A 23,306-nucleotide genomic window follows, 5' to 3' on the forward strand; every position below is an offset into this window, starting at 1 on the left:
GCCCTGATCAGGCGAAGTTCTTGGCGAACGTGTCGATAGCCGACTTCAGCTTGCCCTTGGTGTCGTCGCTGATCGCCTTCTCCGTGCGGATGGCATCAAGGATACCCTTGCCTTCCGAACGCAGATAGGAGAGCAGGCCCTGTTCGAACTTGCCGACCTGGTTGACGGCAACCTTGTCGAGATAGCCATTCACACCAGCGAAGATCACGGCGACCTGTTCTTCCGTCTTCAACGGCGAGAACTGCGGCTGCTTCAGGAGTTCGGTCAGGCGTGCACCACGGTTCAGAAGACGCTGCGTCGAAGCATCGAGGTCGGAACCGAACTGGGCGAATGCTGCCATTTCACGATACTGGGCGAGCTCGCCCTTGATCGAACCGGCAACCTGCTTCATGGCCTTGACCTGAGCGGCAGAGCCAACGCGTGAAACCGACAGACCGACGTTAACGGCCGGACGAATGCCCTGGTAGAACAGGTCGGTTTCAAGGAAGATCTGGCCGTCGGTGATCGAGATCACGTTGGTCGGAATGAACGCCGAAACGTCGTTGCCCTGCGTTTCGATGACCGGCAGAGCGGTCAGCGAGCCGTTACCGGCAGCGTCGCCCATCTTGGCGGCGCGCTCAAGCAGACGCGAATGGAGGTAGAAAACGTCGCCCGGGTAAGCTTCGCGGCCCGGAGGACGGCGCAGCAGAAGCGACATCTGACGGTAAGCAACAGCCTGCTTGGACAGGTCGTCATAAGCGATCAGGGCATGCATGCCGTTGTCGCGGAAATATTCGCCCATGGCGCAACCGGCGAACGGTGCCAGGTACTGCATCGGAGCCGGATCGGAAGCCGTGGCAGCGATGATGATCGAATACTGCAGGGCGCCACGTTCTTCGAGAACCTTGACGAACTGGGCAACGGTCGAACGCTTCTGGCCGATGGCGACGTAGACGCAGTAAAGCTTCTCAGCTTCCGGACCATTGTCGTGAATGGCCTTCTGGTTCAGGATCGAGTCCAGAATGATCGCGGTCTTGCCCGTCTGACGGTCACCGATGACCAGCTCGCGCTGACCACGACCAACCGGGATCAGAGCGTCGATGGCCTTGAGGCCGGTCGACATCGGCTCATGCACCGACTTGCGCGGAATGATGCCGGGAGCCTTGATGTCAACGCGCGAACGACGCGTTGCATTGATCGGGCCCTTGCCGTCGATCGGGTTGCCGAGAGCGTCGACAACGCGGCCGAGCAGTTCCGGACCAACCGGAACGTCAACGATGGCGCCGGTCCGCTTGACGGTGTCGCCTTCCTTGATCGAACGGTCGGAACCGAAGATAACCACGCCGACATTGTCAGCTTCAAGGTTCAGCGCCATACCACGGATGCCGCCCGGGAACTCGACCATTTCACCAGCCTGGACATTGTCCAGACCGTAAACGCGGGCAATACCGTCACCGACGGAAAGCACCTGGCCAACTTCGGAGACTTCTGCCTCTTTGCCGAAGTTTTTGATTTGATCTTTAAGAATTGCGGAAATTTCCGCGGCGCGGATATCCATCAGCCAACCTCTTTCAGTGCAAGCTTAAGGGTGGAAAGTTTGGTGCGAAGAGATGTATCGATCTGGCGGGATCCGATCTTGACGATCAGGCCGCCGAGAAGGGAAGCATCGACCGTAGCATTGATCGAGACTTCCTTGCCGGTAACGCTCTTCAGCGCCGCCTTCAGTTCTTTTTCCTGCTCTGCCGTCAGGGCATGCGCAGAGGTCACTTCAGCCGTGATCTCGCCCTTGTGCTGGGCGGCGATCTGACGATAGGCAACCACCATGCCGGACACGGCAAAAAGGCGGCGATTGCCGGCAACGACCTTGAGAAAGTTCAGTACCAGCGCGCCGAGCTTAGCCTTCTGGGCAATGGCGGTAATCGCATTGACCTGGTCTTCGGCTGTAAACACGGGCGACAGCACCAGGCGCTTCAGATCGGCGCTCTCGTCGATCATAGCCTGGAAACGGTTGAGATCGGCAGCAACGGCATCCACAGCGCCAGCTTCGAGCGCAAGCTCGAAAAGCGACGATGCGTAACGCTCTGCTACGCCAGAAATCACTTGGGATGTGTCTGCCACGGGCAAAAAATTCCCTGATCTTGATCCAGGCTCTCCCACATCCCCGAAATGGTTCAGCAAGATCCTGATATCGTTTTGTTTTCCCCCGAAAACACAAGCGTTCTGCACTTGCGTTTTCCGAATTTCGCGGTTCGTCTAGCATAGCAGGTCTAGACTCGCAACACGCGTAATAACGGTTTACTCCTTAAGAGCAAGGCCTCGCGCCGAAATTTGTCCAAATCTGCGTCGAATTGACGGCGCCCGTGTCGATAAAGGGTTTTCACGCGCTCAGATCAAACCGAATACATAGGCGAGCGGGAGAGAAGCGAGCACCGCCTCCACAACCAGAAATAGCACAGTGCGCCAGGTGCTGCCCCGATCGGACATGATCGACAGCACGCGCCCGAAGGCAGCCAGCCCCAGCGCCGAGCCGAAGGCCAGATAGACAATCGGCTGGGCCAGCAGGATGGCGGTTGCCGAAAAGCCGATCATCAGGCCACCGACAGCGCGCGCCGCCCCCAGTCCCTCGGGGCGTTCGTCACGACGTATCAGGCCCAGGATATTGAGCGTGATACCTGGGGCAAACAAAATGAAACAGCCGATCAGCGACGTTGTTGCCGCAGAGAGAAAGGCCAATTGCTCGCCGAGTTCGGTCGGAAAATAGAATTCCATGATAGCGTCCCGCCTGGAAGATGTTCGCCGCGGCTTATGCCACAATCGCTGCGGTTCCGGTATCGCATTCGCCGATTTTTCTTCGGCAGAATCGGCAACGTCTACGACTACAGGAAGCTTTGCGGATCGACATCGACCTGCACCTGGATCGATTTCCGTTCCTTCGGCCCGCGTACCAGCATGGTTTTGACAAAGGACTGCATGTCGCTGCTGCGCTTGCCATGAATGAGCAGGCGAAAGCGATGCCGGCCGCGGATCAAGGCCAGCGGCGCCTCGGCCGGCCCCAGAATGGCAATACCCGGCTCATTGGGCGCCGATTGGCGGAGCGCCCGTGCATGCCCTTCGGCCTCGGCCCGACTGTCGGCGGATACGATGATCGACACCAGCCGTCCGTAAGGCGGCAGTTGCGCACGCTCACGCTCGGTAATCTCGCGGTCATAGAAAGCCGTTGCATCACCGGAAACCAGCGCCTGCATCACTGGATGTTGCGGTTGGAACGTCTGCAACAGGCCGAGGCTCTTGCGGCCGGTACGGCCCGCACGCCCGGTCACCTGTGACAACAGTTGGAAGGTGCGCTCGGCAGCACGCGGATCGCCATTCGACAGGCCGATATCCGCATCGATGATGCCGACCAGCGTCATCAGCGGAAAATTGTGGCCCTTGGCCACCAGCTGCGTGCCGATAACGATATCCGCCTCGCCGTTGGCAATCGCCTCCAGTTCCAGCCGCAGCCGCTTGACCCCTCCAAGGTCCGAAGACAGCACCAGCGTCCGTGCGTCCGGAAAATGTTTCTCGACCTCTTCCGCGATCCGCTCCACGCCTGGGCCGCAGGCAACCAGATGGTCGAGCGTGCCGCATTCCGGGCAGGCATTCGGCGTCGGCTCGTGATAGCCGCATTGATGGCACTGGATCTGGCCGCGGAAGCGGTGCTCGACCAGCCAGCTCGAGCATTGCGGACACTGGAAGCGATGGCCGCAAACCCGGCACAGCGTCAGCGGCGCGTAACCACGCCGGTTGAGGAAGAGCAGTGCCTGCTCGCCGCGCTCGACGGCCTTGCCGACGGATCGCAGCAACAAGGGCGAGAGGAAGCCGCCACGCTCCGGCGGATGCCGACGCATGTCGATCAGATGCAGGTCCGGCATCGCCGCATCGGCAAAGCGCGTCGGCAGGTGGATGCGCTTGTACCGGCCGGCGATGCAATTGACCTGGCTTTCGACAGAGGGCGTCGCCGAGACCAGCACGACGGGAAAGCCGGCAATACGGGCGCGCACGACCGCCATGTCGCGGGCATTGTAGAAGACGCGGTCTTCCTGCTTGAACGCCGGGTCATGCTCTTCGTCGACGATGATCAGGCCGAGATTTTCGAACGGCAGGAAAAGGGCCGAGCGGGCACCCGCCACGACGCGGATCTCACCGGTGGCCGCCTGGCGCCAGACCTTTTCGCGCGTGCGGGTCGCCAGGTCGGAATGCCACTCGCCGGGTTTTGCGCCGAAGCGATCGTGGAAGCGATCGAGGAAATTCGCCGTCAACGCGATTTCCGGCAAAAGGATCAGCACCTGCTTGCCCTGGCGCAGCGTTTCGGCAATCGCCTCGAAATAGACTTCCGTCTTGCCGGACCCGGTCACACCATCGATCAGCGCGACGGAAAAGCCGCCCGCCTTCAGACCCTCGAGGATCTCCTCGGCCGCCTCCTTCTGCGGGCCGGCCAGCCGATGCTCGGCGTAATCGGGATCCGGAAGCGCGACGATCGGCGGCGGCGGCAGGAACACTTGCTCGAACACGCCTTGGGTGACCAGACCGTCGACGACGCTGCTGGACACTCCGCAGGCATGCGCAAGGCCACTCTTTGTCCAGGAAAGGCCATCTCCGGCAAGCTCCAGCACCTTGCGCCGCGCCGGCGTCATCCGTTCCGGCTGGTAGCCATTGAACCGCAGGCCTTCGATCATCGGGTCCGGATCCAGCGCTGCCGGCGCTCGAAGCGCCATGCGCGCGACATAACCCGGCGGGGAAAGCGTGTAATTGGCCACCCAGTCGAGAAAGGTCCGCATATCCTGGTCAAACGGCGGACTGTCGAAAACCTTGGTGATCTCGCGCAGCTTCTTCGGATCGACGGAAGTCTGGTCTTCGCCGTCCCAGACGACACCGATCACCTGGCGGGGGCCAAGCGGCACCTGCACGATCGCGCCCGGCGCGACGGTGACACCATCGGGCACGGCATAACTATAGGCCGTCGGTGCCGGCATAGGCACAAGCACCGGCACGACGCGCCGGACCGGTGCATCAAACAGCTTGCCAAAGAGGTTGGACGAATCTTCGTTCATGGGCGCGGACCATGCCCCGAGACAGAACAAAAGTGAACCCTGAACACTAATCGTCGTCTTCGTCGGTCGCGCCGGTCAGCCGCATGCCGTCGATCCAGGTCGCCCCATCCTGGCGAATGACCCGTTTCGGCCGAGCCCCGCAACGGGCAAACACAGCCGCCGCCAGCTGTTCGGAATGGGTGACGATCCAGATCTGGCTGTACCGAGAAGCCTCGGCGACCATGTCGGCCAGCGGATCCAGCATATCGGGATGCAGGCTCGATTCCGGCTCGTTCAAGGCGATCAGCGGCGGCAGGCGATAGGACATCAGCGCGGTCGCCAGACCCAGAAAGCGGATCTGGCCGTCCGACAGTTCGCGCGGATGGAACACCCGCTGCGGGAAATCCGGAAATATAACGCCGAATTCAGCATGCTCGCCCGGCTCCGGCACCCGCAATCGCGCGCCGCCGAAGGCGGATGCGATCGCAGCATCAAGCTCGACCGTGTCCTGGCGTGTGTGGACGAGCGTTGCCAGCACCGCGGCAAGATTGCCCCCATCCTCATCCAGCATCGGCGCCGTAACCGCGAGGCATGGGCGGCGCAGCGGCGAATCGCGATCGGTGCGAAAACCATGGAAGAACCGCCAGCCATCGACCATGCGGCGAAAGGTGCCGACCTCGGGATAATGCCCGGCATCGCCGAGCAACGCGATTGCCGTCTCCGACGTCATCGCCTGCTCGGGATATGCCTCCATCCGGCCGCGTTCATCGCGAACCATGATCCCCGGCCCATCCCGCTTCATCATCGTCACCGGCCGTGAGCCGGTTTCGATGGCGAAATGCTCGGCCTTCACCTGCGGCTCAAAGGCAAATCCTGCAGCACCTTCCGGCGGCCGAAGGCCTGCTTCTACACTATAGATGAAGGTGACGGCACGCTCCTGATCCAGGATCTCAACTTCGAACTTGATACGGAAATTCTTTTCAGTCCGTCTCTGACCGGACCACAGCGCCGACGCCATGCCGCCTTCCGCTGCAATCTCGTGGGCAAGCCTGCCGCGGACGGCCGCCTGCACCAATTGCAACGAACGATAGAGATTGGATTTGCCGACGCCGTTGGCGCCGATGAACAGATTTACGCCCGCGAGATCCATGCGGATCTTGCGCAGGGATCGGTAATTGCTGGCTGACATGGACCTGAGCTGCATGCGGCCACCTTAACCGATGGCATGTGGCTTAGAAATGGCGGCCGAAGCAGGCATTTTCATCATTGGCGAGTGCATGCACGGTGTGGCGCTCCAGTGCCCTGGTCACATCCACCGGATCGCCGTCCAGCTCATCCGGCGCAATCAGATTGCCGATGGTGAATTCGAACAGATCACCCTTCTTGTTCAGCAGTTCGTGGAACACCGTCATGTCGCGCAGCTCCGTCGACCATTTGGCGAGCCAGTAGAACAGGCCGGAATTGCGCGCCTTCATATGCACAGGCAGGATCGGAAGATCGTATTTGCGGGCAAGCCCCACCGCAGATGTCTTCCATGGCCGCTCATTCAGCCGGCCATTTGCCCAATAGCCAATGCGGCCGGATGGAAACAGGATGGTCGCCTTCTGCTGCTCGACGGCGTGATTGGTCAGTTTCAGCGTCTCGCGCGCCTTGAGCTTGGACTTGTGCTCCTCGCGCCATTCGACCGGAATGATCATCTCGACAAAACGCGGATTGACGCGCACGGCATCACGGTTGGCATAAAACATCATGTCAGGCCTGCGATCCTTGAGGAGATCGAACACCGCCACTCCATCGGCAATGCCGGTCGGATGATTGCTGACCAGAATGAAACCGCCCCTGGCTGGAATGCGCTCCGGCGCTTTGACCCTGATCGTCAGGTCAAGCACGGCGCTCAGGTATTCGAACGCCTGGAATCCCGGCATGTTGGCGATGTCATTGGCGAACTCGATCGCTTTGTCATACCGAAGAAGACTGTAGATGAACGGTCGCATCACCGGCCACAGCGGATGCGTGACGATTTTCTGACCGCGTTCGGCAATCAGCGTATCGACGATGTGGCCAGGGCGACCATGGGAAAACAGCGATACGGTATCTGCGATTTGACCGAAGGTCGCCACGGGATCACGACGCGACATTATCTACCTCGCCTGTTGGACACAGCTTCTATCGCAGTCGAGTGTGATCCGAGCATGACAATTTCGCCTCGTTAGTCTTATCCTAACCCGCTGGCGGCATCGTCAGACATTCTCACACATGCGCCATCAATCGTGGAAACGCTGAAAGGCCCGCTTTGATCCCTGCAGACGAAACACTCCTTGGCGAACGGGCTGCCTGGTTGGAAAGCCTGGGCTCGGAAAGACGTTTGGCCGGCAATACGCTGGAAGCCTATGAGCGCGACACACGCCAGTTTCTCATATTCATGTCGGGTTATGTCGGCGGCACGGTGAAGATCAGCGACATCGCCAACCTTCGACCTGCTGATCTGCGCGGTTTTCTGGCAGCCCGCCGCAAGGACGGCGATGGCGCGCGGTCGTTGGGCCGCCACCTGGCCGGCCTTCGATCCTTCCTCCGCTATCTCGAGCGCAAGAATCTCGTCAACGCCGCCGGCGCCAGCGCAATCCGCTCGCCCAAGCAGCCGAAGTCTCTGCCGAAACCACTGACCGGCGGCCAGGCGCTGAAAGTCGTCGATCGCGATACGCAGATGAACGAGGAGCCATGGATCGCCGCGCGGGATGCCGCCGTGCTCTCTCTACTCTATGGCTGCGGCCTGCGCATTGCCGAAGCACTCGACCTGACGCCGGCCGCATTTCACGCAAAGGCCACAAGTCTGCGCGTCACCGGCAAGGGCGGCAAGACGCGGCTTGTGCCGCTGTTGCCGGTCGTGGCCAATGCGGTCGAGACCTATGCGAAGCTCTGCCCCTACCATCTGCCGGACAATGAGCCGATCTTCCGCGGCGCCCGCGGCGCAAAGCTTCAGCCGGCGATCATCCAGCGCGAGATGCAACGCCTGCGCTCGGCACTCGGCCTGCCCGATTCCGCCACGCCGCATGCGCTTCGCCACTCTTTTGCCACCCATCTGCTTGGCAGCGGCGGCGATCTGCGCACGATCCAGGAACTGCTCGGCCATGCCAGCCTGTCGACAACGCAGATCTATACCGGCGTTGATTCAGCCCGCCTGCTCGACATCTACGACCGCGCCCATCCGCGCGCCTGAGCCTGCATTAACCACGATCCTTAACAGATCGTGAGGAGCAACCGGCCTAGTCTGCCGCGATCAAACGGGATCCGCCATGAACGCGCCATTGCTGCAAAATATTCGTCCCTATCTGTCTCGCCTGTCGATGGCCGACGCAGCGCTTTGGCTGGCAGGCGCCCTGCCGCTGGCTTTTCTGCTGTCGCTGATGCTGGTGCTGTTCAGCCTCTCGCCGGCGAGGGCCGATGACGTCAAATGCACGGGCGAGAACCTGCTTGTCGCCATGCAGCGCGACGATCCGGCAGCATTGGACAAGGTCCGCGCCGAGGCGGCCAAGACACCCAATGGCAAGGGCATTTTCTGGAAGATCGAGAAGGAAGGCGTGAAGCCATCCTGGCTGCTCGGCACCATGCATGTCACCGACCCGCGCGTCCTGACCATGCCGGAAGGTGCCCGCGAGGCAGCGGCAAAAGCCGACATCATCGTCATCGAATCAGACGAGATCCTCGACGAGAAAAAGGCCGGTGCGGCCCTCCTCATGCATCCCGAACTGACCATGTTTACCGACGGCAAGACGGTCAAGGACCACCTCAACCCCGAGCAGGTGACTGAACTGGACGAGGGCCTGAAGCAGCGTGGTCTGTCGCTTGCCACGGTCGCCAGGATGAAACCCTGGATCCTGGCCAGCTTCGTTGCCCTGCCGGCCTGCGAGATTTCCCGCAAGGCGGCCGGCGCATCCTTCCTCGACAAGCAGATTGCCGAGGATGCGATCAAGGCCGGCAAGCCGGTCGCCGGACTGGAAACTCTGGTCGAGCAATTGCAGGCCATGGCGGACCTGCCGGTCGAGTTCCATTTCAAGGCACTGATCGAGACCATGGCGCTTGGCGACAAGATGGAAGACGTCATCGAGACCATGACGGAAATCTATCTCTCGGGCGAGATCGGCATGACCATGCCAATGCTGGAAGCGGTCACGCCGAGTGGGTCCGACAAGGACGACAGCGCCTATGCCGCCTTCGAGCGCCGCATTGTCCAGGACAGAAATGTCGTGATGGCCAAAGGCAGCCTACCGCATCTGGAAAAGGGCAATGCCTTCATCGCCGTTGGTGCCCTGCACCTGCCCGGCGCAGAAGGCCTTGTCGAATTGCTGCGCAAGGATGGATACACGCTGACGGTCGTCGGCGGCTGATCAGGATTTCGGCTCAAGCCGGCTCAACAGCGACTTGACGATCGCCTTGTGGAACGGCGTGATCAGCGCGATATAGGCCCGACCGCCCATATTGTGGCGGTCGACAACGGTCGTGACCGCCACGACGCTGCCCCGCCCGCCATCCGGCCGCACATCGACCACGATGCGGAAATCGAGATGTTTGTCATTGAAGCCAAGCACCACCTGCCGGTCCCCCTCGCTGACGATCGGAAACGCGCCGACTGAACCGGCCGCGCCGACTTTCAGCTCGGCGGACTTGAGCCCGACTACGCCAACGATACGGTTGCGCAAAGCAAGCAACGACCGGATCCATCCCGGTGCAGAACCGAGTACGCGCCGGGCGGCGTCAATCGCCCGCATATCCGCCTCCTTGACGCTCAGGACATAACAATCGGCCCAGTCAGCCGCCGGCAAAGCCGGATGCGGCAAGGTGACGATCTCGGATCTTGCCAATGCCATGAGCGGCTCCACGCTGTCTGCTACCCGTCAGCCCTTGGTCATGCGTTGGGCGAGCGACGTCTTCCAGTAGAACTGGTGTACCAGCACCGCCAGAATATGCACTGCGATCAATAGCCACATCAGCGACTTGAGCGGGCCGCCATGCAGGAAGCCGGCAATGTCATTGCCGAAATAGTATTTGCCTATGCCGCTGAACGGAATGGCGATGAACAGCCCGTAAAAGCTCCAATGCGCCACTTTGGCGGCCAGCTTGAACATCGGCGGCTCATCGGCCGGCGCATCCGGTGCGCCCTGCACGACCCGCAGCACCAGCCGGATCACGGCGAGACAGAGCACCGCAATGCCGACATAGGCGTGCAGATTGGCGCCGGCGAGATCATCGACAGACGGCACATTGCCGTCCTCGAAAGCCTCCACCGTCTCTTCCATCGCTTCCGCGACCAGCAAGTTGAAAATGATCAACGCGGCCATCAGCCAATGAAGCACGCGTTGCGGAATGGAGTAAACCGAGACTGCGGAGGTCATATTCTTGCCCTTTATCAAGCATTTGCGGAATATTGCCTCCAGATGATAAAAGCCGCGACTTGAAGCACAAGCCGCGGCTTAGAAGATTACGGAAATATAATAATTTCCAATTTTACTCCTCTTTCGAGAAGCGGCCGATTACATGTGGATCGGCTTGAAGAAGGTAGCGAGCGCGGCTTCCTTGACCGCTTCCGACATCGTCGGATGCGCATGGCAGGTGCGGCCGAGATCTTCCGAAGAACCACCGAATTCCATCAGCACGGCAATTTCGTGGATCATCTCGCCGGCGCCGAAGCCGATGATATGACCACCGAGCACGCGATCAGTATCCTTGTCGGCAAGAATCTTGACGAAGCCGTCCGTTGCGACCATCGCACGGGCGCGACCATTGGCCGTGAACGGGAACTTGCCGACCTTGTAGGCAATGCCCGCAGCCTTCAGCTCTTCCTCGGTCTTGCCGACGGAAGCGACTTCCGGCTGGGTATAGACGACGCCCGGAATGACATCATAGTTCACATGGCCATGCTGGCCGGCGAGGATTTCGGCAAGCGCCACGCCCTCGTCTTCAGCCTTGTGCGCCAGCATTGGACCCTTGACCACGTCGCCGATCGCGAAGATCCCGGCGACATTTGTCTTGAAGTGACCATCGATCTCGACGCGACCACGGTTGTCGAGTGCAACGCCCGCCTCTTCGAGACCAAGGCCGGCCGTGTACGGCTTGCGGCCGGTGGCGATCAGCACCACGTCGGCTTCAAGCGACTGCGCGTCGCCGCCCTTGACCGGTTCATAGGTGACCTTGGCACCAGAGGCAGTCTTCTCGACGCCGGTGACCTTGGCGTCGGTGCGGATGTCCATGCCCTGCTTGGCCATCATGCGCTGGAACTGCTTGGACACGTCGCCGTCCATGCCGCCGAGCAGCTTGTCGAGATATTCGACCACGGTCACCTTGGCGCCGAGACGCATCCAGACGGAACCGAGTTCGAGGCCGATGACGCCGCCGCCGACCACGATCATGTGAGCCGGCACCTTGTCCAGCGCGATGCCGCCGGTCGAGGAAATGATCACCTTCTCGTCGATTTCGACCGGAACGCCGGGAATGCCGGCAACATCGGAGCCGGTGCCGATGACGATGTTCTTCGCCTCGATTTCCTGCACCTTGCCATCGTCAGCGGTGACAGACACCTTGCCGGCAGACACGATCTTGCCGGTGCCGATAAAGCCGTCGATCTTGTTCTTCTTGAACAGGAAGGAAACGCCATCGACATTCGACTTCACGGTCGCATCCTTGTGCGCCATCATCTTGCCGAGGTTGAGGGTCGGCGTGCTGACTTCTACACCGAGGTCGGCCATGCCATGGCCGGCATGATGGAAGACTTCCGAAGCGTGCAGCAGCGCCTTGGAGGGAATGCAGCCGACATTCAGGCAGGTACCGCCATAGGTGGCGCGCTTTTCAACGACCGCGACCTTGAGACCGAGCTGTGCAGCCTTCACCGCGCAGACATAACCGCCAGGGCCGGAGCCGATAATGACAACATCATAAGACATGGGATGCTTCCTTCGTTTTCGGCGACTACCGTCCGCCGCTGACATTCAAGATGGCGCCAGTCACATAGGATGCCTGGCTGGAGATGAGATAAAGAACGGCGTCAGCAATTTCCTCGGACGTGCCGGGCCGCTGCATCGGGATGCTCGGCGCCATGGCCGCCGCGCGATCCGGCAGTCCGCCGGAGGCATGGATATCGGTGTCGATCACACCGGGCCGGATGGCATTCACGCGGATGCCCTCGCTGGCGACTTCGCGCGCAAGACCGATCGTGAACGTATCGACGGCCCCCTTTGATGCCGCATAATCGACATACTGGCCCGGACTGCCAAGCACGGCAGCCATCGACGAAATATTGACGATCGGCCCGCCGCGTCCGCCATGGGCCGTCGACATGCGCTTGACCGCCTCGGAAGCACAGCGGATCTTGCCGATCACGTTGATGGCAAACATCCGGTCCAGTCGCTGGCGGCTATAGTCTTCAACCCGTGCCGTCTGATCGACAACGCCGGCATTGTTGACCAGGCCATCGAGCCTGCCGAATTGCTGATCGACGGCGGCAAAGATAGCCGCTATGCCCTCTTCAGTCCCGGTGTCACCCTGCACGATTTCGGCGCGCACGCCCAGCAGACGCACCTCGGCGCCCAGTTCTTCCGCCGCTGTCCGGTTCGAAACATAGTTGATCAGCACGTCCCAGCCGGCACCTGCTGCCTTCAGCACAACTGCAGCGCCGATACCACGGCTGCCGCCGGTAACAAGAAGAACGGGCCGATCGCTCATGATGCACAGCCCTTGAATTCGAAGACGTCCCACGGTGCCGTTTCCAGCGATTTGCCGAAAGAGGACTGAGCATAAGCAGGGCCAAACCCCGGAAGCAGCAGGCTGTCGGGCGCGGCAGTGCCTTCCGGCGGCAAGAGGTCGATGTGGCCGGAGGCCGTGTCTACGCTGTAGATGATGCCTTTCCAGACGGTGCAGGCAGCAAGATCAGCGCCAGTCACGTCACCTTCCGGGCAATTGTTCATGATCATCGCGACCGGCCGCTCGATTTCCGGATCATAGATCACATGGCCATCCAGAGACTTGGCGGCGCTTTTGGCAATCAGTGAAAAGCCATTGCTGACCGGAGTGTTTTCGCCGCTTGCCACTCGAAAGCGCAGTTCGGCCCCGGTTTCAGCTTCGGCATAGATCGCCCGTTCGATCGGGCAGTCGGCCGCCATCAACGGCTGAGCCAGGAGGGTCAGGATGGCTGAGCCGGAAAGCGCGCGTAAGCCCAACATCGCCTATCGTCCTAGAACATAAGGGCGAGGAACATCAGCCCCATGCCCGCCATTGAACCCAACCAAACCAGCGACCGCACATAGGGAATGCCGCCCAGATAGAGCGGGATATAGACAATCCGGCACGCCATCCAGACGCCGGCGCCGGCAAGCCCGATTCCCGCAGTCTTACCGGCAAGCAGCAGGCCGAAGGCAAGGGCCAGAAAGCCGGGATAGGTCTCGCGGAAATTGGAAGATGCCCGTTCCGCCCGACCGGCGAATTTGCCCGCCGGCCTTTTCTCTTCGTCGCGTGGACCCGCATTCCAGGCCGAACCAAGTTCCGTAGTGGCAATCATAGACTGCATGAGCACATGCAGAACCAGAAGGATCACGCTCCCGCCGATCAAGGGCAGGAGCGGAGAGGCCAACACGGCAAGCGGATCCATCACGGCTGCTCCTTAGAGATCGAGAACCAGACGTTCCGGATCTTCCAGGCTTTCCTTGACGCGAACCAGGAAGGTCACGGCTTCCTTGCCGTCGACGATGCGGTGGTCATAGGACAAAGCCAGATACATCATCGGACGGATGACGACCTGACCGCCGATGGCAACCGGGCGATCCTGGATCTTGTGCATGCCGAGAATGCCCGACTGCGGCGCGTTCAGGATCGGCGAAGACATCAGCGAACCATAGACACCGCCATTGGTGATCGTGAAGGTACCGCCCTGCATGTCGGCCATCGACAGCGAGCCGTCACGGGCAGCCTTGGCAAGGCGTCCCAGTTCCTTCTCGATTTCGGCAACCGTCATCTGGTCGGCATCGCGAATGACCGGAACAACCAGGCCCTTGTCGGTGCCTACGGCCATGCCAACGTGACAATAGTTCTTGTAGATGATGTCGGTGCCGTCGATCTCGGCGTTAACGGCCGGCAGTTCCTTCAGCGCATGCGTGATCGCCTTGGTGAAGAAGCCCATGAAGCCGAGCTTCACGCCATGCTTCTTCTCGAAGATATCCTTGTACTTGGTGCGCAGGCTCATCACGGCCGACATATCCACCTCGTTATAGGTGGTCAGCATGGCTGCGGTATTCTGGGCATCCTTCAGGCGCTTGGCGATCGTCTGGCGCAGGCGCGTCATCTTCACGCGCTCTTCGCGCACCACATCGTTGGCGCCCGATGCGGGACGCGGAGCAGCCGGCGCGGCAACTGCTGCCGGAGCGGAAGAGCCCTTGGCGATGGCAGCCAGCACGTCGCCCTTCAGCACCTGGCCACGCTTGCCGGATCCATCGACATCAGCCGTCGAGATATTGTTGTCGGCAGCAACCTTGGCCGCTGCTGGCGCTGCCGGCATTGCGGCGGCGGCCGGAGCCGGTGCGGCGGCAGCGGGTGCAGCAGCCGGGGCCGGTGCGGCAGCCGGAGCTGCAGATACGCTGCCGGCAGCGCCTTCGCTGATCTGGCCGAGCAGTGCGCCGAGACCGACGGTCTCGCCATTCTGAGCGACGATTTCGGTCAGGACGCCCGAGACCGGCGACGGCACTTCGACCGTGACCTTGTCGGTTTCCAGTTCGACGAGCGGCTCGTCAGCCTTGACGACATCGCCGACCTTCTTGAACCAGGTGCCGATAGTGGCTTCGCTGACGGATTCGCCAAGGGTGGGTACGCGGATTTCAGTGGCCATGATCTCAATTCCGTTAATCAGAGAACGTTTCGGTCGAAGGGGATGGTGACTGGGCGGATCAACCGCCCAGTGCGTCCTCCAGGAAGGCTTCGAGCTGGGCGAGATGCTTCGACATCAGGCCCGTTGCCGGCGATGCCGCAGCCGGACGACCGGTGTAGCGAACACGCTGATACTTGGCGTCGATATGGGCGAGAACCCATTCGAGGTAAGGGTCGATGAAAGACCATGCGCCCATGTTCTTCGGCTCTTCCTGGCACCAGACCATCTCGGCATTGCGGAAGCGCGACAGCTCGTTGATCAGGGCCTTGGCCGGGAACGGATAGAGCTGTTCGATACGCAGCAGATAGATGTCGTCGATACCTCGCTTTTCGCGCTCTTCGAGCAAGTCGTAGTAGACCTTGCCCGAGCACATCACGACGCGACGGATCTTGGCATCCTTCTGCAACTTGATCGGGCCGTCCTTGATCACTTCGGCATCATCCCACAGCAAGCGGTGGAAGGACGATTCGCCGGCCATTTCGGCAAGGCTCGACGTGGCCCGCTTGTGGCGCAGAAGTGACTTCGGTGTCATCAGGATTAAAGGCTTGCGGAAGTCACGCTTCATCTGACGGCGCAGGATATGGAAGTAGTTGGCCGGCGTCGTGCAATAGGCAACCTGCATATTGTCTTCGGCGCACATCTGCAGCCAGCGTTCGAGACGGGCCGACGAATGTTCCGGACCCTGACCTTCGTAGCCATGCGGCAGCAGGCAGACGAGGCCGGACATGCGCAGCCACTTGCGTTCGCCAGACGAGATGAACTGGTCGAACACGACCTGTGCACCATTGGCGAAGTCGCCGAACTGGGCTTCCCAGAGCGTCAGCGCGTTAGGACGGGCCAGCGAATAGCCGTATTCGAAGCCGAGTACGGCTTCTTCCGACAGCATCGAGTTGATCACTTCATACTTGGCCTGGTTCGGCGCAAGATTGGCGAGCGGAATGAAACGATCTTCGGTTTCCTGATCGTAGAGAACCGAATGGCGCTGGCTGAACGTGCCGCGTTCGCAATCCTGGCCAGAGAGGCGGATCTTGTGGCCATCGACGACCAGTGACCCGAAGGCAAGCGCCTCGGCCATTGCCCAATCGATACCCTCGCCGGTCTCGATCATCTGCGAACGGTTGTCCATGAAGCGCTGGATCGTGCGATGCGCCTTGAAACCTTCCGGAATAGCCGACAGCTTGCGGCCGATTTCCTTGAGCTGCTTCATCGGCACGGCGGTCTTGCCACGACGCTGTTCGTCGGCATTGTCAGCCGAGCGCAGGCCCGACCACTGGCCGTCCAGCCAGTCGGCCTTGTTCGGCTTGTAACTCTGTCCTGCCTCGAATTCGGTCTCGAGATTGGCGCGCCAGTCGGCCTTCATCTTCTCGAATTCGCCATCGGTCATCAGGCCTTCGGCGATCAGGCGCTCGGCATAGATCTGCGCGACCGTCTTGTGAGCACGAATGACCTTGTACATCTTCGGCTGCGTGAACGCCGGCTCGTCGCCTTCGTTATGGCCGAAGCGGCGATAGCAGAACATGTCAATGACGACAGGCTTGTGGAACTTCATCCGGTATTCGGTGGCGATCTTGGCAGCATAGGTGACTGCCTCAGGATCGTCGCCGTTGACGTGGAAGATCGGCGCCTCAATCATCTTGGCGACGTCCGACGGATAAGGCGACGAACGCGAGAAGGCCGGATTGGTGGTGAAACCGATCTGGTTGTTGATGATCACATGCATGGTGCCGGCAACGCGGTGACCGCGCAGGCCGGACAGGCCGAGGATTTCGGCAACCACACCTTGGCCGGCAAACGCCGCATCGCCATGCAGCAGCAGCGGCAGGACCTTCGAGCGTTCCTTGAGCGGGATGACATCGCCGTCCCAAGTCTTGGCGAGCTGGTCCTGCTTGGCGCGGGCCTTGCCCATGACCACAGGGTTGACGATTTCCAGATGCGACGGGTTTGCCGTCAGCGACAGGTGAACCTTGTTGCCGTCGAACTCACGGTCGGACGAAGCACCCAGATGGTACTTCACGTCGCCGGAGCCTTCGACTTCATCGGGCTTGAACGAACCGCCCTTGAACTCGTGGAACACCGCGCGATGCGGCTTGGCCATGACGTTGGTCAGAACGTTCAGGCGGCCGCGATGGGCCATGCCGAGAACGACTTCCTCAAGGCCTTCCTGGCCGCCACGCTTGATGATCTGCTCCAGCGCCGGGATCAGCGATTCACCGCCATCGAGACCGAAGCGCTTGGTGCCCTTGTACTTGACGTCGATGAACTGCTCGAAGCCTTCCGCCTCGATCAGCTTCTGCAGGATCGCCTTCTTGCCGATCGGGGTGAATTCCACACCCTTGCCCGGACCTTCGATGCGTTCCTGGATCCACGCCTTTTCTTCCGGATCGGAGATATGCATGAATTCGACGCCGAGCGTCGAACAATAGGTGCGCTTGAGGATATCGAGCATCTGCGGAATGGTCGCGTATTCGAGACCCAGCACGTTGTCGATGAAGATCTTGCGGCTGAAATCGGCCTCGGTGAAGCCGTAGGCAGCCGGCGACAGTTCGTTATAGTCGTCAACCGGTGCGGCAAGCCCGAGCGGATCGAGATTGGCATGCAGGTGACCGCGCATGCGATAGGCGCGGATCATCATGATGGCGCGCACGCTGTCGCGGGTCGCCTGGAGAACCTGGGTTTCCGAGATCGGCTGACCGGCGGCTTCGGCCTTGGCCTTCACCTTGGTCTCGACGACCTTTTCGATCGTGCCCCAATTGCCGTCGAGCGCCGAGACAAGCTCGCCATTGGCCGCGATCGGCCAGTTTTTCCGCTGCCATGAAGCGCCGGATGCGGCTTTTTTCACATCGGCCGGATTGTCTGCAAGCGCCTTGAAGAAGGACTGCCATTCGCCCGATAGCGACGACGGATCTTCCTGATAGCGCGCGTAAAGCTGTTCGATATAGGCTGCGTTCGATCCGTCGAGAAAGGACGTGATCAGGAACTGCTCGTTGGCTTCTTGCCTACTCATGGTGTTTCGCGAGCGCCCTGGCTCGCCTCCCGAATTGAGATGATGACCGGATCCGGTCTGCCGCTTTCCCGCGTGCGTGCGGGGCCTTCGATTTAAATGCCGAAACCAGGCAAAGAGATGATGAACCGATCCCCTTGCCTGGCACTTGCTTTATATAGGGTCAGCCCTTGAGGACTTCGACCAGCGTCTTGCCGAGGCGTGCCGGGGAAGGCGAAACCTTGATGCCGGCCGCTTCCATGGCTTCGATCTTCGATTCTGCGTCGCCCTTGCCGCCCGAAACGACAGCACCGGCATGACCCATCGTGCGGCCCTTCGGCGCCGTACGACCGGCGATGAAGCCTGCCATCGGCTTCTTACGGCCCTTCTTGGCTTCGTCGATCAGGAACTGGGCTGCATCTTCTTCAGCCGAGCCGCCGATTTCGCCGATCATGATGATCGACTGGGTGGCTTCATCGGCGAGGAACATTTCCAGCATGTCGATGAACTCGGTGCCCTTGACCGGGTCGCCGCCGATGCCGACAGCCGTCGTCTGGCCGAGGCCTTCGTTCGACGTCTGGAACACGGCTTCATAGGTCAGCGTGCCGGAGCGCGAAACGATACCGACCGAACCCTTGCGGAAGATGGAGCCCGGCATGATGCCGATCTTGCATTCTTCCGGCGTCAGCACGCCTGGGCAGTTCGGGCCGAGCAGGCGCGACTTGGAGCGGTCGAGGCGAGCCTTGACGCGAACCATGTCCATGACCGGGATGCCTTCGGTGATGCAGGTGATGAACGGGATCTCGGCGTCGATCGCCTCGATGATCGCGTCGGCAGCGCCTGCCGGTGGAACGTAGATGACCGAGGCGTCGGCGCCGGTGCGTTCCTTGGCTTCGGCAACGGTCGCGAAGATCGGCAGGCTTTCGCCCTTCGAACCTGTCCAGGTTTCGCCACCCTTCTTCGGGTGGATACCACCGACCATCTTGGTGCCGTAATAAGCGAGCGCCTGTTCAGTGTGGAACGAACCGGTCTTGCCGGTCAGGCCCTGAACGAGGATCTTGGTGTCTTTATTAACGAGAATAGACATGTATCAGGTTCCTCAGATTAGGCTTTGATCGCAGCGACGATCTTCTTGGCAGCATCGTCCAAGTCGTCAGCAGCGGTGATCGCAAGACCGGATTCGTTGAGGATCTTCTTGCCAAGATCGACATTGGTGCCCTCGAGGCGAACAACGAGCGGAACCTTGAGGCCGACTTCCTGAACCGCTGCGACAACGCCTTCGGCGATGACGTCGCACTTCATGATGCCGCCGAAGATGTTGACGAGGATGCCCTCGACCTTCGGGTCAGCCGTGATGATCTTGAACGCAGCCGCAACCTTCTCCTTGCCGGCACCACCGCCGACGTCGCAGAAGTTTGCCGGCTCCTTGCCGTACAGCTTGATGATGTCCATCGTCGCCATCGCGAGACCGGCACCGTTGACCATGCAGCCGATATTGCCGTCGAGCGCCACGTAGGCGAGGTCCCACTTGGAGGCTTCGATTTCCTTGGCGTCTTCTTCGGTCTCGTCGCGCAGCGCCTTGACGTCGTCGTGACGGAACAGCGCGTTGCCGTCGAACGACATCTTGGCGTCGAGGACGCGCAGATGATCATTCTTCATGACGATCAGCGGGTTGACCTCGAGCAGCGCCATGTCCTTCTCGACGAAGGCCTTGTAGAGGATCGGGAACAGCGACTTGGCATCTTCGGCAGCAGCACCCGAAAGCTCGAGTGCCTTCGAGATGGCAGCGATGTCGGCATCCGTCACGCCGGCTTCCGGAGCGATGGCGATCGTGTGGATCTTTTCCGGCGTGTCATGTGCGACAGCTTCGATGTCCATGCCGCCTTCGGTCGAAACGACGAAAGCCACCTGGCCGACCGAGCGGTCGACGAGCAGCGAGCAGTAGAGTTCGCGGGCGATGTCGGCACCGTCTTCGATATACAGGCGGTTGACCTGCTTGCCGGCGTCGCCGGTCTGGGCGGTGACCAGCGTGTTACCGAACATTTCCTTGGCATGGCTCTTGGCTTCATCGATCGAGAAAGCCAGGCGAACGCCGCCCTTGGCGTCCGGACCGAGTTCCTTGAACTTGCCCTTGCCGCGACCGCCTGCATGGATCTGGCTCTTGACCACGTAGAGCGGGCCAGGAAGCTGCTTTGCGGCAGCTTCGGCTTCTTCGGCAGAAAAGATCGCCACACCTTCGGCGACCGGTGCACCAAAGCTCTTCAGAAGAGCCTTGGCCTGGTATTCATGAATATTCATTGTCGTGTCCCTGTCTTGGGCGGAATGGCAATTACTTGAGAGTAGGCGCGATGTTGATGCAGGCTTCGCAAAGCCCGGCAACCGCACTGACCGACTTCTGGAAGGCGGCTTCTTCGTCCTTGGTGAATTCGACCTCGATGATGCGCTCGATGCCGCCGGCACCGATGATCGTCGGAACACCGACATACATGTCCTTCACGCCGTACTGGCCAGAAAGATAGGCGGCAGCAGGCAGAACGCGCTTCTTGTCCTTGAGGAAGGACTCGGCCATTTCGATCGCGGACGCTGCCGGGGCGTAATAGGCAGAGCCGGTCTTCAGCAGGCCGACGATTTCGGCGCCGCCATCACGGGTACGCTGGATGATTTCTTCCAGACGTTCCTTGGTGACCCAGCCCATCTTGACCAGATCGGTCAGCGGAATGCCGCCAACGGTCGAGTAGCGGGCGAGCGGTACCATCGTATCGCCATGGCCGCCGAGAACGAACGCCGTGACGTCCTGGACGGAAACGTTGAATTCTTCGGAGAGGAAGAGGCGGAAGCGCGACGAGTCGAGCACGCCAGCCATGCCGACGACCATGTTCTTCGGCAGGCCGGAGAACTTCTGCAGCGCCCAGACCATCGCGTCGAGCGGGTTGGTGATGCAGATGACGAAGGCGTTCGGAGCATACTTCTTGATGCCGGCGCCGACCTGTTCCATGACCTTGAGGTTGATACCGAGCAGGTCGTCGCGGCTCATGCCTGGCTTGCGGGCGACACCGGCGGTGACGATGCAGACGTCTGCGCCTTCGATGGCGGAATAGTCGCTTGCGCCAGTCATCTTCGCATTGAAGCCTTCGACCGGCGAAGACTGGGCAATGTCGAGACCCTTGCCCTGCGGGATGCCATCAGCAATGTCGAACAGGACGATGTCGCCCAGTTCCTTCAGACCGGCGAGATGCGCCAGCGTTCCACCAATCATTCCAGAACCGATAAGAGCGATCTTATTGCGCGCCATTGAAGAGCTTCCTTTTAGATCCATAACCAAGGTCGAGACGAGTGTTAGTCCATCCTTGTGGACAGACCGAATAGACCTAACCACATAGAATCGCAATCGATAATTTTCGGTGTATAAATTTCAATCGGTTAGATGATCAAATACTTACGTAAACGTAAGATATTGCGACATTCAGATGTCAGAATCGTGACGATTTGCCTGATGAAGCTCGAGATAGTCTGCACTGCGCATCTCAAATAGTCGGGAAATAGTACGATCGAATTCGAAGCCTTCCGTGCCCTTTTTCTCGGTCAGCAGAAGCTCGGGCATGGCGGCGGCGGAGACAAACAGCCGAACACTTGCGTCATAGAGGGCATCGATCAGAATGATGAACCGTTTCATCTCGTTGCGCTTTTCCGGCCCGAGATGCGGCACGTCTTCGACAAAGATCACGTCGAACCGCTGCGCAATCGCCAGATAGTCCGATGCTCCGAGCGGCTTGCCGCACAGATCATGGAAGGTGAAACGGGCCATACGGCCGACGGCACGCGGGATATCGACCTGCCGGCCCTTCATCTCGATCGACACAGGGGCTTCCGGCGCGCCGTCCGTGACATGGCGCCAGGCAAGGTCGAGCTGATGGCGAGCTTCAGGCGACAGAGGCGCGACATAGACCGGCAGGCTCTCCATCTTCTCCATCCGGTAATCCGTCGGAGAATCGAGCGTTGCCACTTCGACATACCGTTTCAGCAGATCGACAAACGGCAGAAAGAGCCCGCGGTTGAGGCCATCCCGGTAGAGATTGGTTGGCTCGACATTGGAGGTCGCGACCAGCGTGCAGCCGCGCGCAAACAGTTCGGTGAACAACCGTGCCAGGATCATTGCATCGGCGATGTCGGTTACGGTGAATTCGTCGAAGCACAGCAGTTCGGCCTCTTCGCGCAAAGCTGCCGCCACAGGCGGCACCGGATCGGCCTGCTTCGTCTCACCGGCCTTCAGCTTTTGCCGATGAGCGTGGATACGCCCATGCACATCGGCCATGAATTCATGAAAATGCGCCCGCCGCTTCTTCTCGACCGGGGCCAGATTGAAAAACAGATCCATCAGCATGGTCTTGCCGCGACCAACACTGCCGTGCACGTAAAGCCCTCTGATCGGCTGCTCGGGCTTGCGCTTTTGCGCGAAGATCCAGCCCAGCGCGCTTTTCTTGGCGGCCGGGCGGCGGCTTTTCAGCTCACTGAGGATCCGATCAAGCTTGCCTGCCACGGCCAATTGCGCCGGATCCGCCTTCAGCGTGCCAGCATCGGTCATTGCCCGCAGCTGTTCTACGACGCTGAGTGCATAATCGGGAATAGGCTGCATGGATAAGGCTCTGCCTGCGCGACAGCCTCATCCGGCTGCCGCAGGGATAAGGGAGGGATTAGCGGCTCAGGCTGACGGGCTGACCGGAATTGGTCGACCCATCGAAGCGCGCGTCGGCGGTCTTGTAGAGACTGCCGATCGTGTTGCCGTTGCGGTCCTTCAGGAGGACCTGCCGGCCGGAAACCTCCCACGAACCCATTGCCGTCAGTTCGCCGGCACAACCACGAGTACCACCACGTGACCCGCTGCCAAGATTGGTCAGGGTCAGGAACATGTCACAGCTCGCACCGGCATTCTGGACACGCCAATTGCCAACCATGGACTCCTTCGTCACATCCAGCGCGGTGGCCGGAGGGGCAGCCGTACCGACGCCCGGGGTCATCGCCGCCGTATTGGTCGGAGCGGAAGGAAACTGCGACGGATCGGCAGCACCGGGAGGCGGCAACTGACCGGACTGAACCGAGGGAACGGGAGAAGCCTGCAGCGGCGGCAGAGCGCTGTTGGCAGCGGCCGAGCTGTTGTAGGACGTCCGCTGACAACCTGCGAGCGCCAGTACAATGGCCATTCCCGTGACCGCGTGGTTCAATTTCATCATCACACTCCCGCTCAAGCGACGCTTGCCGCAATCTGCCGTATATCTAGGTTAGAAATATGTTACGCGCATATGGTTAATCAAGTTCCATATGGCAATTTGACGATAGGCCGTTGATATGCGGACAAAATAAGGCCGCCCAAGTCGAA

The 23,306-nt window shown here is 60.5% G+C and carries 21 protein-coding genes; 2 read left to right on the plus strand and 19 right to left on the minus strand.

The genetic code is table 11. From position 1 onward, the window contains the following. Window positions 1-7 precede the first annotated feature (7 nt). The 6 genes from atpA to GVK95_RS17125 all read right to left on the minus strand — a co-directional run bounded on the left by atpA (window position 8) and on the right by GVK95_RS17125 (window position 7,186). Window positions 8-1,537: a F0F1 ATP synthase subunit alpha gene (gene atpA, locus GVK95_RS17100; RefSeq protein ID WP_159951776.1), complete on the minus strand. Its 1,530-nt coding sequence runs from the start codon at window positions 1,535-1,537 to the stop codon at window positions 8-10. Further along, window positions 1,537-2,103, minus strand: a complete 567-nt coding sequence (locus GVK95_RS17105) for a F0F1 ATP synthase subunit delta (RefSeq protein ID WP_159951778.1) — start codon at window positions 2,101-2,103, stop codon at window positions 1,537-1,539. The genes atpA and GVK95_RS17105 overlap by 1 nt, the downstream gene beginning before the upstream one ends. A gap of 261 nt (window positions 2,104-2,364) precedes the next feature. Further along, on the minus strand, window positions 2,365-2,748 hold the full coding sequence (locus GVK95_RS17110; RefSeq protein WP_159951780.1) for a DUF4345 domain-containing protein: 384 nt from the start codon (window positions 2,746-2,748) through the stop codon (window positions 2,365-2,367). 107 nt (window positions 2,749-2,855) lie between these two features. Beyond that, the gene (locus GVK95_RS17115) at window positions 2,856-5,069 is read right to left on the minus strand and encodes a primosomal protein N' (RefSeq protein WP_159951782.1); all 2,214 of its coding nucleotides are present in this window, start codon (window positions 5,067-5,069) and stop codon (window positions 2,856-2,858) included. A gap of 46 nt (window positions 5,070-5,115) precedes the next feature. Further along, window positions 5,116-6,252 carry an AAA family ATPase gene (locus tag GVK95_RS17120; RefSeq protein WP_159951784.1) on the minus strand — a complete coding sequence of 379 codons (1,137 nt, stop codon included), beginning with the start codon at window positions 6,250-6,252 and terminating at the stop codon, window positions 5,116-5,118. A gap of 28 nt (window positions 6,253-6,280) precedes the next feature. After that, the gene (locus GVK95_RS17125; RefSeq protein ID WP_159951786.1) at window positions 6,281-7,186 is read right to left on the minus strand and encodes a 1-acyl-sn-glycerol-3-phosphate acyltransferase; all 906 of its coding nucleotides are present in this window, start codon (window positions 7,184-7,186) and stop codon (window positions 6,281-6,283) included. A gap of 155 nt (window positions 7,187-7,341) precedes the next feature. Between GVK95_RS17125 and GVK95_RS17130 the strand changes: the two genes are divergently transcribed. Beyond that, on the plus strand, window positions 7,342-8,265 hold the full coding sequence (locus GVK95_RS17130; protein WP_159951788.1) for a tyrosine recombinase XerC: 924 nt from the start codon (window positions 7,342-7,344) through the stop codon (window positions 8,263-8,265). Window positions 8,266-8,341: 76 nt separating this feature from the next. Further along, the gene (locus tag GVK95_RS17135; RefSeq protein WP_159951790.1) at window positions 8,342-9,433 is read left to right on the plus strand and encodes a TraB/GumN family protein; all 1,092 of its coding nucleotides are present in this window, start codon (window positions 8,342-8,344) and stop codon (window positions 9,431-9,433) included. Here the strand turns inward: GVK95_RS17135 and GVK95_RS17140 are convergent, their stop codons facing one another. From GVK95_RS17140 to GVK95_RS17200, 13 genes are all read right to left on the minus strand, one after another. Further along, window positions 9,434-9,913 (minus strand): DUF2867 domain-containing protein, encoded by a 480-nt coding sequence (locus GVK95_RS17140; RefSeq protein WP_159951792.1) that lies wholly within the window; start codon window positions 9,911-9,913, stop codon window positions 9,434-9,436. Window positions 9,914-9,940: 27 nt separating this feature from the next. After that, on the minus strand, window positions 9,941-10,438 hold the full coding sequence (locus GVK95_RS17145; RefSeq protein ID WP_159951794.1) for a cytochrome b: 498 nt from the start codon (window positions 10,436-10,438) through the stop codon (window positions 9,941-9,943). 138 nt (window positions 10,439-10,576) lie between these two features. Continuing rightward, window positions 10,577-11,983: a dihydrolipoyl dehydrogenase gene (gene lpdA, locus GVK95_RS17150; RefSeq protein ID WP_159951796.1), complete on the minus strand. Its 1,407-nt coding sequence runs from the start codon at window positions 11,981-11,983 to the stop codon at window positions 10,577-10,579. Between the two features lie 25 nt (window positions 11,984-12,008). After that, entirely contained in the window at window positions 12,009-12,761 is a 753-nt protein-coding gene (locus GVK95_RS17155) for an SDR family oxidoreductase (RefSeq protein WP_159951798.1), read from the minus strand. After that, entirely contained in the window at window positions 12,758-13,258 is a 501-nt protein-coding gene (locus GVK95_RS17160) for a hypothetical protein (protein WP_159951800.1), read from the minus strand. Before GVK95_RS17160 ends, GVK95_RS17155 begins: the two co-directional genes overlap by 4 nt. A gap of 11 nt (window positions 13,259-13,269) precedes the next feature. Then, entirely contained in the window at window positions 13,270-13,683 is a 414-nt protein-coding gene (locus GVK95_RS17165; RefSeq protein WP_159951802.1) for an MAPEG family protein, read from the minus strand. A 12-nt stretch (window positions 13,684-13,695) separates the two neighbouring features. Continuing rightward, window positions 13,696-14,913: a 2-oxoglutarate dehydrogenase complex dihydrolipoyllysine-residue succinyltransferase gene (gene odhB, locus GVK95_RS17170; RefSeq protein ID WP_159951804.1), complete on the minus strand. Its 1,218-nt coding sequence runs from the start codon at window positions 14,911-14,913 to the stop codon at window positions 13,696-13,698. Window positions 14,914-14,971: 58 nt separating this feature from the next. Further along, window positions 14,972-17,956: a 2-oxoglutarate dehydrogenase E1 component gene (locus GVK95_RS17175; RefSeq protein ID WP_159951806.1), complete on the minus strand. Its 2,985-nt coding sequence runs from the start codon at window positions 17,954-17,956 to the stop codon at window positions 14,972-14,974. A 160-nt stretch (window positions 17,957-18,116) separates the two neighbouring features. Then, window positions 18,117-19,019, minus strand: a complete 903-nt coding sequence (sucD, locus tag GVK95_RS17180) for a succinate--CoA ligase subunit alpha (RefSeq protein WP_007605162.1) — start codon at window positions 19,017-19,019, stop codon at window positions 18,117-18,119. 17 nt (window positions 19,020-19,036) lie between these two features. Beyond that, window positions 19,037-20,230: an ADP-forming succinate--CoA ligase subunit beta gene (gene sucC, locus GVK95_RS17185; protein ID WP_159951808.1), complete on the minus strand. Its 1,194-nt coding sequence runs from the start codon at window positions 20,228-20,230 to the stop codon at window positions 19,037-19,039. Between the two features lie 31 nt (window positions 20,231-20,261). Further along, window positions 20,262-21,224: a malate dehydrogenase gene (gene mdh, locus GVK95_RS17190; RefSeq protein ID WP_159951810.1), complete on the minus strand. Its 963-nt coding sequence runs from the start codon at window positions 21,222-21,224 to the stop codon at window positions 20,262-20,264. Window positions 21,225-21,395: 171 nt separating this feature from the next. Beyond that, window positions 21,396-22,565, minus strand: coding sequence for a cell division protein ZapE (zapE, locus tag GVK95_RS17195; protein ID WP_159951812.1), 1,170 nt, complete (start codon window positions 22,563-22,565; stop codon window positions 21,396-21,398). Between the two features lie 58 nt (window positions 22,566-22,623). Beyond that, window positions 22,624-23,157 carry a protease inhibitor Inh/omp19 family protein gene (locus tag GVK95_RS17200; RefSeq protein WP_159951814.1) on the minus strand — a complete coding sequence of 178 codons (534 nt, stop codon included), beginning with the start codon at window positions 23,155-23,157 and terminating at the stop codon, window positions 22,624-22,626. Window positions 23,158-23,306 lie beyond the last annotated feature (149 nt).

It is taken from the genome of Rhizobium sp. 18065, assembly GCF_902706095.1.
Taxonomy (GTDB): domain Bacteria; phylum Pseudomonadota; class Alphaproteobacteria; order Rhizobiales; family Rhizobiaceae; genus Allorhizobium.